The sequence below is a fragment of the Thalassospira sp. TSL5-1 genome, from assembly GCF_001907695.1.
In the GTDB taxonomy this organism is placed as follows: Bacteria; Pseudomonadota; Alphaproteobacteria; order Rhodospirillales; family Thalassospiraceae; genus Thalassospira.
This window is the reverse complement of the sequence record NZ_KV880638.1, coordinates 1,019,501-1,031,860: the sequence shown is the minus strand read 5'-3', so window position 1 is coordinate 1,031,860 and position 12,360 is coordinate 1,019,501. Positions and strand designations below refer to the sequence as shown.

Annotated in this window: 13 protein-coding genes and 1 tRNA gene; 7 read left to right on the top strand and 7 right to left on the bottom strand. The window is 56.5% G+C overall.

Going from position 1 to position 12,360, the window contains the following annotated elements; translation table 11 throughout:
• Window positions 1-22: 22 nt before the first annotated feature.
• Window positions 23-904: a class I SAM-dependent methyltransferase gene (locus LF95_RS14240; protein ID WP_252509769.1), complete on the bottom strand. Its 882-nt coding sequence runs from the start codon at window positions 902-904 to the stop codon at window positions 23-25.
• Between the two features lie 111 nt (window positions 905-1,015).
• On the opposite strand from LF95_RS14240, the gene gloB reads away from it, so the two are divergent.
• Complete coding sequence (gene gloB / locus LF95_RS14235; RefSeq protein WP_073955698.1) at window positions 1,016-1,786, top strand: hydroxyacylglutathione hydrolase; 771 nt, start codon at window positions 1,016-1,018, stop codon at window positions 1,784-1,786.
• Window positions 1,787-1,871: 85 nt separating this feature from the next.
• Here the strand turns inward: gloB and LF95_RS14230 are convergent, their stop codons facing one another.
• Entirely contained in the window at window positions 1,872-3,119 is a 1,248-nt protein-coding gene (locus LF95_RS14230) for an ROK family transcriptional regulator (protein WP_083607692.1), read from the bottom strand.
• Window positions 3,120-3,347: 228 nt separating this feature from the next.
• On the opposite strand from LF95_RS14230, the gene LF95_RS14225 reads away from it, so the two are divergent.
• The 4 genes from LF95_RS14225 (at window position 3,348) to LF95_RS14210 (ending at window position 7,089) form a co-directional block, all read left to right on the top strand.
• Window positions 3,348-4,379, top strand: coding sequence for a sugar ABC transporter substrate-binding protein (locus tag LF95_RS14225; RefSeq protein WP_073955697.1), 1,032 nt, complete (start codon window positions 3,348-3,350; stop codon window positions 4,377-4,379).
• A gap of 177 nt (window positions 4,380-4,556) precedes the next feature.
• Window positions 4,557-5,639 carry an ABC transporter permease gene (locus tag LF95_RS14220; protein ID WP_073955696.1) on the top strand — a complete coding sequence of 361 codons (1,083 nt, stop codon included), beginning with the start codon at window positions 4,557-4,559 and terminating at the stop codon, window positions 5,637-5,639.
• On the top strand, window positions 5,636-6,424 hold the full coding sequence (locus LF95_RS14215; protein WP_073955695.1) for an ATP-binding cassette domain-containing protein: 789 nt from the start codon (window positions 5,636-5,638) through the stop codon (window positions 6,422-6,424). The genes LF95_RS14220 and LF95_RS14215 overlap by 4 nt, the downstream gene beginning before the upstream one ends.
• A gap of 29 nt (window positions 6,425-6,453) precedes the next feature.
• A complete protein-coding gene (locus LF95_RS14210) occupies window positions 6,454-7,089 on the top strand; it encodes a nucleoside triphosphate hydrolase (RefSeq protein WP_073955694.1) in 636 nt (211 codons plus the stop codon).
• Window positions 7,090-7,096: 7 nt separating this feature from the next.
• On the opposite strand, the gene LF95_RS14205 is transcribed toward LF95_RS14210, so the two are convergent.
• Entirely contained in the window at window positions 7,097-7,969 is an 873-nt protein-coding gene (locus tag LF95_RS14205; protein WP_252509768.1) for a LysR family transcriptional regulator, read from the bottom strand.
• Between the two features lie 115 nt (window positions 7,970-8,084).
• Here LF95_RS14205 and LF95_RS14200 point away from each other — a divergent pair, with 115 nt between their 5' ends.
• Complete coding sequence (locus LF95_RS14200) at window positions 8,085-8,720, top strand: cysteine hydrolase family protein (protein ID WP_073955692.1); 636 nt, start codon at window positions 8,085-8,087, stop codon at window positions 8,718-8,720.
• A 71-nt stretch (window positions 8,721-8,791) separates the two neighbouring features.
• Here the strand turns inward: LF95_RS14200 and proB are convergent, their stop codons facing one another.
• The 4 genes from proB to rplU all read right to left on the bottom strand — a co-directional run bounded on the left by proB (window position 8,792) and on the right by rplU (window position 11,705).
• Window positions 8,792-9,907, bottom strand: a complete 1,116-nt coding sequence (gene proB, locus LF95_RS14195) for a glutamate 5-kinase (RefSeq protein ID WP_073955691.1) — start codon at window positions 9,905-9,907, stop codon at window positions 8,792-8,794.
• The gene (gene obgE, locus LF95_RS14190; protein ID WP_073955690.1) at window positions 9,904-10,941 is read right to left on the bottom strand and encodes a GTPase ObgE; all 1,038 of its coding nucleotides are present in this window, start codon (window positions 10,939-10,941) and stop codon (window positions 9,904-9,906) included. Before obgE ends, proB begins: the two co-directional genes overlap by 4 nt.
• Before the next feature lie 158 nt (window positions 10,942-11,099).
• Window positions 11,100-11,360 (bottom strand): 50S ribosomal protein L27, encoded by a 261-nt coding sequence (gene rpmA, locus LF95_RS14185; protein ID WP_073955689.1) that lies wholly within the window; start codon window positions 11,358-11,360, stop codon window positions 11,100-11,102.
• A gap of 33 nt (window positions 11,361-11,393) precedes the next feature.
• Window positions 11,394-11,705 (bottom strand): 50S ribosomal protein L21, encoded by a 312-nt coding sequence (rplU, locus tag LF95_RS14180; RefSeq protein WP_073955688.1) that lies wholly within the window; start codon window positions 11,703-11,705, stop codon window positions 11,394-11,396.
• 355 nt (window positions 11,706-12,060) lie between these two features.
• Between rplU and LF95_RS14175 the strand changes: the two genes are divergently transcribed.
• A tRNA-Ser gene (locus LF95_RS14175) sits at window positions 12,061-12,150 on the top strand.
• The last annotated feature ends 210 nt before the right edge of the window (window positions 12,151-12,360 follow it).

The following is a 12,360-nucleotide window of genomic DNA, read 5'->3' as shown; positions in this document are numbered from 1 at the left end:
AAACACATAGACCACCCGAATATCACGACCGATAAATCGTATCGCTGGCTTCTGCCAAACAGATTTCATCGCTTGTTTGCGTCTTGGCCTGATTGAATGGCGAAGAGGGCACCGATGGGTCACGGTGCAGCACTGTCTCATCCTGACGGCGCGGACTGCTGCCAACATGATTACCATCCACCGGGCGCATGGGCGGGACGGCAACCGGCATATGCACCAGCTTGCGTTTATGCTGCGGGGTACCGGTGCTGGCATAAAGCTGCTTTCCGGCCTCGACGATACTGACACCGGCAAAGGCCTTGAACAGGCGCGAGCCAACATTTTCAATCCCCTGGGACCAGCGCAGCAAAAAGCGGTTGCGGGTGGGCGGCAAAAACAGGGCCCGGCTGTGTTGCACAGGCAAAAACATATTTTCGCGCATCAGATTTTGCAGCTGGCTGACACTATAGGGATGACCAAAGCCAAACGGCGTGTTTTCCGACCAGCTCCAAAGCGAGCTTCGATTGGGGGTCAACACGACAATCCGGCCATTGGGCGTCAACACACGCCAGCATTCACGCATCAGGCGGCGTTGCGAATCGGAATGCTCCACCAGATGCACCAGCAAAATGCGATCCACCGAACTATCGGGCAGCGGCAGCATGGTTTCTTCGGTCAGGGCAACACAATTGGATTCCCCGGCAGGCCAATGCACGCATCCCTGCGGCGCGGGCATAAAGGCCATCACGCGCTCTGCCTCGCCCAGAAACGGGCGCAAATAAGGGGTGGCATAGCCAAAACCCAGCACACGCATGCCCCGCACATCCGACCACATCATGCGCAACCGGCGGCGAATAAGCCGACGGGCCGCCTGACCGAGGCTGGTGGCATAGAAGCGGTGTAAATCAACAACATCCTGACGCATGAACGAACCCTATCATTGTCGGACGGAAGGGCGAAACAAATTGCAGCACAATTGTTTCCCCCGCGCCAGCCTGTTAGGCTTTGAAACATCCCAAACAAGCGAGGCCCCAAAATGCCAGCAGACGACATCATCCTGATCCCGAACCGCTCGGACAATTATATTTATCTGCTGCGCTGCCCCAATAGTGGCGTCACCGCCGTGATTGATCCGGGCGACGCCGCACCAGTGATCAAGGAACTGTCCAAACGGGGTTGGTCGCTTGATATCATCATAAATACCCATCATCACAATGACCATGTGGGTGGTAACGCAGAACTCAAGCAAAAGTTCGGGGCGAAAATCATCTGCCCAACGGCAGAGGCTGCCAAAATTGGCAATCTGGATGAAACCGTTGCCGAGGGCGATGTGGTTAAGGTCGGCGATCTTGAAGCCCGTATTTATGATGTGCCGGGCCACACGGCGGGTCATATTGCCTTTTATTTCCCGGCGGTTTCTGCCGTGTTTTCCGGGGACAGCCTGTTTGCCCTGGGCTGTGGTCGCCTGTTTGAGGGCACTGCCGAACAAATGTGGCACTCGCTGATCAAGTTCCGGACCCTGCCCGTCGATACACGGCTTTATTGCGGCCATGAATATACCCTGAGCAATGCCAGGTTTGCGCTGACCATCGAACCGGAAAATGCCGCCCTTCAGGCCCGTGCCAGCGCCATTGAAACCCTGCGCAAGGCCGACCGCCCCACCATCCCGTCCACAATTGGCGAAGAAATTGATACCAACCCGTTCCTCAGGGCCGATGTCCCGGCGGTTGGTCAGGCAATGGGCATGTCCGGTGCGCCTGCCGAAATTGTTTTCACCGAAATTCGGCACCGCAAAGACAACTTCTAGGCCATCTCATTCCAAGGCCCATGTCGCCCGCAAAAACGCGACGTGGGCCTTTTAAAGACAAATCGCTTTAAATGCCTGTCGTAAATCAGGATTCCACCTGCTTGAACAGCACATTCTGATCCAGCAAATAGCGCGAAAACAGCGGCAGGCTGGCCGCACCGATGGCGCGTGCCCCCCGGCCAACCGCTCCGGGCTGAACACGGGGCATGGCAATGCCCTGCAGGTCCAGTCCGCCAAACTCTTTCATAATTTCAGCGACAATCCGGTCACGAACAAACGGCGGGAAACCGCCATCAACAATCACGGTTTCAAAATCAATCACGGAACAGACCGACGTGATCGCCAGGGCAAGGCTGCGTGCAGCCTGCGCGATCCAGCAATCCAGATGCGGGGTTATTTCGTCCCAGCTTTGAGGATCGCGCCATAGGCGAATCGGTTCAAAACCGGATTCCTCAAGCATTTTTTCCAAGGCGAAAAGGCTGGCCTGATCAATCAATTGCGAGGGTTTCCCCTGGTCATCCACCACCGGCATCGAGCCAAATGCGCCCGCATTACCCGTGCGCCCGGCATACACCGCCTGATTAAGAACAACACCACCGCCGATGAATGAACCAATGAAGAAATAGGCAAAATCGTTGTAGTTGGCCCCTTGCCCAAAAACAAGTTCTGCCCCGCAGGCCGCCGTTGCATCATTCTGGATAAAAACCGGAAAAGGAACGATTTCGCCTATCTCCTCGGCCAAATCGATATTCTGCCAGGCAGCCATGTCCTGTTCCGGTGCGCCCATTTCATCAACCCAGTTCCACAGCTCGAACGGCAGAGCAATACCCAGCCCGGCAATGCGTGCACGCTGTGATGATGTTAAGGAAGACGTCAATTTCTCTGTCGCCTCGCGCACAAAACGGCGAATATTATCAGGCGTGGGGTATTTATAGGTTTCAATGTTGCTGTCGCGCACTGTACCGACAAAATCCATCAACACCAGTTCAGCACTGCGACGGCCAATTTTAAGGCCCAGCGAATAAACCCCGTCAGGATTAAGGGCCATTGGCACCGAAGGTTTGCCGACCCGCCCGCGCACCGGCTCCCCGCGCATCAAAAGCCCGTCTTTTTCCAAGGCGCGAATAATCACCGACGCCGTTTGCGCCGACAGGCCCGAAATCCGGGCAATATCGGCCTTGGAAAGCCCGGCTGTACGGCGTACCAGCGATAATAACAACCGTTCATTATAGGCCCGGACCCGCACCTGATTGGCACCGCCGCCACTATGCGTTCCTGCCGAGACAGACGATGCACCCGGCATTTCCTCAACCGGATCAATATCTTCAGACATTACTGGGTCCTCCCGAATGGCGCATTGGCCTTATTTGTTGTGCTGCAAGCATCAACAATTCTAATTAATAAATCAAATGGATTTATTAATTGACAGGCTCTGCGATTTAGTGTGGTGTATGTAAAGACAGACATCGATGCAAGGCTGCGCAGAAAAGTCGCGATAATTGTCTCTGGATAAACAGTGTATAATTGCCAGTTATCAGGGAAATCCCTGGGAGGAAAACATATGAAGAAAGCACTTCTTGGCGCCACCCTTGGTGCGCTTGCTCTTTCTATTGCCGCCATCCCCACCCATCAGGCCAAGGCCGACGAAATCGGCGCCTGCCTTATCACCAAAACCGATATCAACCCGTTCTTTGTCAAAATGAAGGAAGGGGCAACCGCCGCATCACTGGCGATGAATATCGACCTTTCGACCTATGCCGGTAAAATTGACGGCGACCATGAGACCCAGGTCCAGGCTGTTGAATCCTGCATTGCTTCGGGTGCAAAGGGCATCCTGATCACCGCATCGGACACCAAGGCCATTGTCCCGGTTCTTAAAAAGGCCCGCGATGCCGGTATTCTGGTCATTGCGCTTGATACCCCGCTAGAGCCGATTGACGCCGCCGATGCCACCTTTGCCACCGACAATTTCAAGGCAGGCCAGCTGATTGGCCAATGGGCCAAGGCCAAACTGGGCGACAAGGCCGCCGATGCCAAAATTGCGCTGCTGGACTTAACCCCGTCGGCCCCGTCTGTTGACGTTCTGCGTGACCAGGGTTTTCTTGACGGTTTTGGCGTTGATATCAAAGACAAAAACAAAATTGGTGACGAAGACGACAAACGCATCGTTGGTCATGATGTGACCAATGGCAACGAAGAAGGTGGCCGCAAGGCGATGGAAAACCTGCTTCAACGGGATTCGGGCATCAATGTTGTTTACACCATCAACGAACCGGCCGCTGCCGGTGCCTATGAGGCCCTGAAGGCCTTTAATATGGAAAAGGGTGTGTTGATTGTGTCGGTTGATGGCGGTTGCCCAGGCGTTCTGAACGTCAAGGACGGGGTGATTGGCGCAACCTCGCAGCAATACCCGGTTGATATGGCCTATAAGGGCATTGAGGCCATCCGCGCCTGGGCCGATAACGGCACCAAACCGGAAAACACCAAAGGCCTGAATTTCTATGACACCGGCGTTAATCTTGTCACCGATTCCCCGGCCGAGGGCGTGCCGTCGATCAGTGTTGATGAGGGCATGAGCCGCTGCTGGGGCTAATCGCGCCTTACGATCCGTAACCGGGGCAAGGGTGCCTTACGCATTGCCCCGGTTTCTTAAAAATCCACCCCTATAAATCAAACGGTCCCGCAGCCCTTCAAGACAGGGAAAACCCTGCATCATGACCTGTGCTGCCCGCACCATCTGGGCAACACAACCAGGACCCCGGAGGAAGCGATGAGCGACGAAAACCGTACGCCACGCAAAAAGCAGGATTTTGAAGAAACGCTGGGGCGCAGCGACACCAATGTCGCCTCCTTCGCACCCAAACAGCGCACTTTCCTGCAATCTGCCCAACACCTGCTTCACGGTAATCCCACAATGGTTCCGGTCATTGTGCTGATTATGTCGATTATCATTTTTGGCGCACTTGCCGGGCCAAAATTTTTTTCGCCCTTTAACCTGTCACTGATCCTGCAACAGGTTTCCGTTATCGGTATTCTCGCTGCGGCACAAAGCCTTGTCATCCTGACGGCAGGCATCGACCTTTCGGTGGGTGCCATCATGGTGCTGATCTCGGTGATCATGGGGCAGCTTGCCGTATCCCTGGGCGTGCCAAGCCCCCTTGCCGTTTTGATCGGTTTTGGTTGTGGGGCCCTGGCGGGTGGGATGAACGGTTTTCTCGTCACCCGCATCAAACTGCCGCCCTTTATCGTGACCCTGGGGTCGTGGAATATTTTCTTTGCCCTTAATCTGTGGCTGTCCGGCGCACAATCGATTCGCAGCCAGACGCTCGATGAAGTCGCGCCGCTGTTGAAATTTTTTGGCGAAAGCATTGCCATTGGTGGTGCGCGTGTCACCTATGGCTCGATCCTGATGCTGGTGATTTTCGCCGTGCTATGGTTCCTGCTTAATCATACCGCCTGGGGCCGCCATGTTTATGCGCTGGGCGATGACAAGGAATCGGCCGAGCTTTCGGGCATTCGCACCAACCGCACCCTGATTTCGGTTTATATTCTGGCCGGTCTTGTTTGTGCGATTGGCGGCTGGGCCTCGATTGGTCGTGTGGGCTCGGTCTCGCCGCAAAGTTTCCAGGAAGCCAATTTGCAATCGATCACCGCTGTGGTGATTGGCGGTATCTCGCTGTTTGGCGGGCGCGGTTCGATTGCCGGGCCGTTGATTGGCGCGCTGATTGTAGGGGTTTTCAATTCCGGCCTGCGCATGGTTGGCGTGGATGTGCTCTGGCAACTGTTTGCCATTGGCTGGCTGACCATCATTGCCGTTGCCATTGACCAGTGGATCAGAAAGGTATCGTCATGACCGACACACAAAGCACCCTTCAACCGGTTCTGTCCGGGCGTGGACTGGTCAAACGTTATGGTCGGGTGACCGCCCTTGATCACGCCGACTTTGACCTTTATCCCGGCGAAATCCTGGCTGTTATCGGCGATAACGGCGCGGGCAAATCCTCGCTGATCAAGGCCCTTTCCGGGGCAGTGACGCTGGATGAAGGCGAGATCCTGCTCGAAGGCAAGCCGGTCAGTTTTTCATCGCCGATGGATGCCCGCGATGCCGGAATTGAAACGGTTTATCAGACCCTGGCATTGTCCCCGGCGCTGTCGATTGCGGACAACATGTTTATGGGCCGCGAACTGCGCCGCCCCGGCTTTGCCGGCAAGTTCCTCAAAATGCTCGACCATCCGGCGATGCAGCGTGTGGCCCGGGAAAAGCTGAATGAACTGGGCCTGATGACCATTCAAAACATCAACCAGGCGGTTGAAACCCTGTCGGGCGGCCAGCGCCAGGGGGTGGCCGTGGCCCGTGCGGCGGCCTTTGGCTCGCGCGTGGTGATCATGGATGAACCGACGGCTGCCCTGGGGGTTAAGGAAAGCCGCCGGGTGCTGGAACTGATCCAGGATGTGCGTTCGCGCGGAATGCCGATTGTGCTGATTTCGCACAATATGCCCCATGTGTTCGAGGTGGCAGACCGCATTCATATCCACCGCCTGGGCAAACGGCTTTGCACCATCAAGCCCGATGATTACACCATGTCCGATGCCGTTGCCTTTATGACCGGAGCGCTTGAAGCCCCGGAAGCGGCATAAGACCAGATAAAGATCGGACCCCGGAAAGAATGACCATCGATCTTGATCACATCGCTTCGCTTATTGCCGCCCGTCAATCCGGTACCAGCCGGATGCTGGTGGCAATTGCCGGCGCCCCTGCTTCGGGCAAGTCAACCCTGTCCGAACGGCTTCATCACCATCTGGGGGGTGATGAAGCCGGGGTTGCCATTTTTCCGATGGATGGTTTTCATTTCGATGATGCCATCCTGCGTGACCGGGGCGATCTTGCCCGCAAGGGGGCCCCGCATACCTTTGATGTGGGCGGTTTTGCCCGCTATTTGCGCGCCATTCGGGATGATAACGAGGATGTTTTTGTCCCGGTATTTGACCGAAAACTGGAACTGTCCCGTGGCTCGGCCCGCTGTATTGGCCTGCATCACCGGCTGGTGCTGGTGGAAGGTAATTACCTGCTGCTCAACCAGGCCCCGTGGCATCAACTGGCCCCCCTGTTCGATCTCAAACTGTTTTTGGACGTGCCGGTTGCCGTGCTGGAACAGCGCCTGATCCAACGCTGGCTTGATCACGGGTTTGATGCCGAAACCGCCAGCCGCCGCGCCCTTGAAAACGACATTCCCAATGCCCGTGTCGTGCAAAACCAGTCTGTCGGGGCCGATCATATCTTTCAGCCCGGCATTACCTCCTAGTCCTGCCTTACACAACACCGGACTGTTTCATAATGTCCGCCACCCAATCCATCACCACACGGATATGGGGCAAATGCGCCATATCCTGATGCACCAGCAACCACACCTCACGCCCCGCACTGACATCATATTGCGTTAACCGATGCAGCCCGGCAACCCGATCACCAATGCACACCGGCAATAAACAACAGGCATCTCCCGCCTGCGCCATCCCGGCCAGCAGGGTGGCACGGTTGGCCCGGCCAATGATGTTTCGTGGGCCAAACGCATGGTGCAGCCATTGCTGTTCGGGTTTGTCTGACAAACCTTCTGCCAGCTCTACCCAACTGGCATTGGGCGCGTCGATATCCATGTGCGGCGCATAAATGGCAAACCGCATAAAGCCAATGCGGCGACTGCGAAACACCCCGCTTTCAGGCAAGGCCAGGCGGATGGCAATGTCGGTTTCGCGCTGGGCGATGTTCAAATTGCGGTTTTCGCCGCTCAGGTCGAGTTGTACCGCCGGGTAACGTTGATGAAAATCGGCAAAGGCGGGCACCAGCAATCCATCCAGAAGAGCATCCACCGCCGAGAGGCGCACAACACCCGATGGGGCCTTCTGATCCCCCCCCTCGGTCAGCCCCGGCAGGGTCTCAAGATAGGCAGCAAGGTTTTGCTCCATGGCCGCTGCCGTTGCCAGTAATTGCTGGCCCTGTGCTGTCGGGCTTAAATGCCCTTCCTCCCGGTGCAGGACGGCATAGCCCAGCATTTCCTCCAACCGGGCAAGGCGGCGGCTGACGGTGGTTTGGTTAATGCCCAGTTCACGGGCGGCGGCACTCATATTGCCCGCGCGGCACAGTACCACAAAGGTGCGCAACCCATCCCAGTCCGGCGTTCTCACAATACATCCTTTCTGCATTTTTGCAGATTATAGCCGCATATACGCGCATTCCAACTGCATTGATGCAGAGATAGGATAACCCCATAACATCACCCGAGATCACAAGGAAAATCCCATGTCTGCGAAAACATTGCTGTCGCTTGCCAATGCCACCCCCGCCCCCGGCACCCCCGAAAATGCTGCCCTGATCCTGATTGATGCCCAGGAAGAATACCGTTCGGGTATGCTGTCCCTGCCCGGTATCAAGGGTGCACTTAAAAACGCGGCTAAGCTGCTGGCGCACTGGCGGGCAAAGGGCGGGCTGGTGGTGCATATTGTTCATCACAGTGGCCCCGGCGCCCCCATTTTTGACACGGAGCGTGAATTTGTCACCATCCTGCCCGAAGTCGCCGCGCAGGAGGGCGAAGCCATCCATATCAAAAACGTGCCCAATTCCTTTGGCGGCACCGGGCTTAAGGAAAGCCTGGAAAAAGCCGGGCTGAAAAACATCGTGCTTGCCGGTTTCATGACGCATTTATGCGTGTCCACCACCGCGCGGGCCGGGCATGAAATGGGCTATGGCGTTACCGTGGTTAGCGATGCCACCGCCACCCGCGACCTGCCCCTGCCAAGCGCCATCGCCGGGACGGAACAGGCGGACAGCGCAACATCCTTTATCGCCGCCGATAAACTGCATCAGGCCGAACTGACCATGCTGGGTGATATTTTTGCTACCATCGCCAGCTCCGAAAGCCTGATCGGCGGGGAATAAACCCAAGCCCAAAAATAAAAATGCCGCGCAAAATCTCTGCGCGGCATTTGCATTTTGGCTGTCAGGCGGATTTACGCCCCGGCCAATACCAGATCATCGGAATGGATGATGGCATTGCCCCGGCTAAAACCCAAAATCGGTTCGATATCGTGGCTGTTATGGCCCAATAGCTGGCGGGTTTCCTCGGCGGAATAGGATGAAATACCGCGTGCGATTTCTGCCCCCTCGGCCGAGAGAACCCGCACCGCGTCGCCCGCCTTGAAGCTGCCCTGCAGGGACACAATGCCCGGTGCCAGCAGGTTTTTTCCAGCGCGAAGGGCACGTTCCGCCCCGCCATCAATCACGATTGCACCGCGCGCCGAAAGCGAGGTGGCAATCCAGTGACGCCGGGCCGCCAGCGGCGTTTCAGAGGGTTTAAACAGGGTATGCAAACCACCTTCAAGCTGCGCTTTTAATGGATGATAAATCGTACCCCGGGCAATCATCATGCGGCACCCGGCCTTCATGGCAATTTCGGCGGCCTGAAGTTTCGTCACCATCCCGCCGGAGCTATACATGGTGGGCGCAGCACCAGCCATGCCCATAATTTCCGGGGTCAGTTCGCCCACTTCGGGGATCAGTTCGGCATCCGGGTTTTTGCGCGGGTCGGCGGTATAAAGCCCGTCAATGTCAGAGAGCAACACCAGCATATCGGCCGAAATCATGTGTGCGACCTTGGCAGCCAACCGGTCATTATCGCCAAAGCGGATTTCCGCCGTTGCCACGGTATCGTTTTCATTGATCAGCGGGATCGCACCGCGGGCCAGCAACGCATTGAGCGTTCCACGCGCATTGAGATACCGGCGGCGGGCTTCCATGTCTTCGAGCGTGACCAGCACCTGGGCCATGACCAGACCATTGCGATGCAGGGCCTCCTGCCACACCTGGGAGAGCGAAATCTGCCCGGTTGCGGCGGCGGCCTGTTTGTCGGCCAGGCTGATGGTGCGATGATCCAGGCCCAAAATACGCCGACCCATCGCAATTGCGCCGCTGGAAACAATAATCACCTCCGTCCCACGCTCACGCAGGGCGGCAATATCGTCGGCCAGGGCTTCAAGCCAGGCCCGGCGCAGCTTGCCGGTGGTTTCATCCACCAGCAAAGCCGACCCGACCTTGACAATCAGTCTCTTTGCGTCGGCAAGGCTCAAGGCTGGAACCCCTCATAGTCCTGGTTTTCTTCGGCCCGGCGCCGACGTTCCTCAAGAATATGCTCGCGCAATTTGCGGTGAATATCGGTTACACCCTGTTGGGTCGCACCCGATACCACAAATACCTGCTTGCCAATCCCTTTTTCCAGAATTTGGCGCTGTTCCTCGACCATTTCCGGCAAAAGCTGGTCGGCCTTGGACAGGGCAACAATTTCCGGCTTGTCGATCAGCTCGTCGGCATAGTTTTCCAGCTCTTCGCGCACGGTGCGATAGGTTCCCACCGGGTCCTCGTCTGCACAATCGATCAGATGCAGCAAAACCTCGCAGCGTTCGATATGGCCCAAAAAGCGTGTGCCAATGCCCTTGCCTTCCGATGCGCCTTCGATCAGGCCGGGAATATCGGCCAGCACAAATTCGCCATCATCAACACTGACCACACCCAATTGCGGATGCAGGGTGGTAAAGGGGTAATCGGCAATTTTCGGCCGTGCGGCGGAGGATGCCGCCAGGAAGGTTGATTTACCGGCATTGGGCAGCCCCACCAGCCCGGCATCGGCAATCAGCTTTAAGCGCAGCCATACCCACATTTCTTCATTCGGCCAGCCTTCTTCGGCCCGGCGCGGGGCCTGGTTGGTCGATGATTTGAAATGCGTGTTGCCGCGGCCACCATCACCGCCCCGGCACAAAACATATTGCTGGCCAGGTGCGGTCATATCAACAATCAGGGTTTCGCGGTCTTCCTGCAGCACTTGCGTTCCGACCGGTACCTTGATGACAACCGATTTACCGGCGCGCCCGGTACGGTTGCGGCCCATGCCGTGCATGCCGATTTCGGCCTTGAAATGCTGCTGATAGCGAAAATCGATCAGGGTATTGAGGTTTTCTTCGGCCTCAAGAATAACATCGCCGCCCCGGCCGCCATCGCCGCCATCCGGGCCGCCATATTCCACGAACTTCTCCCGCCGGAAGCTGACGGATCCGGCGCCGCCGCGACCGCTTCGCACATAAATCTTTGCTTCATCCAGAAACTTCATAACCCGTCCTTTGGGATCCATTCAATCGGGGAAAGCGCCCCGTCATGCCCGCCTGGGCATCGAAAAATTATTTTGCCTGAAACATATAAAACAGGGGAGGAATGATTGCTCATTCCTCCCCTGCAAATTCTTGGCACGTTGTGCCCGGAACGGGAGGCTTACGCCTCGGCCGGGACGACGCTTACAAAGGTGCGACCCTTGAAACCCGATTTGAACTGGACGCTGCCGCCAGCAGTTGCAAACAGAGTGTGGTCTTTGGCAACGCCAACATTGTCACCGGCATGGAACTTGGTTCCGCGCTGACGAACGAGAATGTTACCTGCAACAACCGCCTGGCCACCGAATTTCTTAACGCCGAGGCGCCGACCTTCGGAGTCGCGACCGTTACGGGAGCTACCACCAGCTTTTTTATGAGCCATGAAACCCTCCTAAAACTGCATCCACCTGATAAATCAGGCGTTGATGCCCGTGATGCGCAGAACGGTCAGGTTCTGGCGATGACCATTTTTGCGACGGTAATTGTGCCGGCGCTTTTTCTTGAAAACGATCACTTTGTCGCCCTTGGCCTGTTCCAGAACTTCTGCAACAACAGAAGCACCAGCGACCAACGGAGCACCAACTTTCGGCGCACCGTCGCCAGCAACCATGAGAACCTGATCCAGGGTCACGGTTTCACCAGCTTGGGCAGCGATCTTTTCGACTTTGATAACGTCGTTGGCGGCAACCTTGTACTGCTTGCCACCTGTTTTGATGATTGCATACATCTAAATAGTTCCTGAAAAAAGAATTCGGAAACGCAAACGCGCAGCCCGGTGTCGCTGCAAACTGAAACCGGACCGCTGCGAGAGACGGGTGAATTACCGTTTTAGCCCGCAAATGTCAACTCCAAAGCGGGTTCACGCACACATATCTCCCCGCCGCGATTGCATGGCGGAACCCGCACCGGCCCGTGCAACCTATCGCGCCGGGCAAATCATCCTTCTCAAAGGCCCCATACAACAAACGCGCTGCCCGCAAAATCACGGATTTTCATCGCAAGAATGAAAGTTTTGCGTTTTCCCTCTTGCAATCTCGCGCACAGACCGTTAAACACCGCGTCGAACGCCAGACCACACATGCGGAGAGGTGCCGGAGTGGTCGAACGGGGCGGTCTCGAAAACCGTTGTACTAGCAATAGTACCGTGGGTTCGAATCCCACCCTCTCCGCCATTTTCCAACGCCCCCCCCCCTTTATGGCGCGATATTACCGCATCACCACGAGACAACGCTGAGAACCACCGACCTACAGCCCCATGTATGTGAAGGCCGGTGACAGCAAAATACCCCTCCCCCTTTGCGGACCCTTCCCGGTACGATGCCCGCCGGAAATTCATGGCTCTTTCCTGTTCTCGCCGTATTTGCGATGCTCTTGCGGACAGG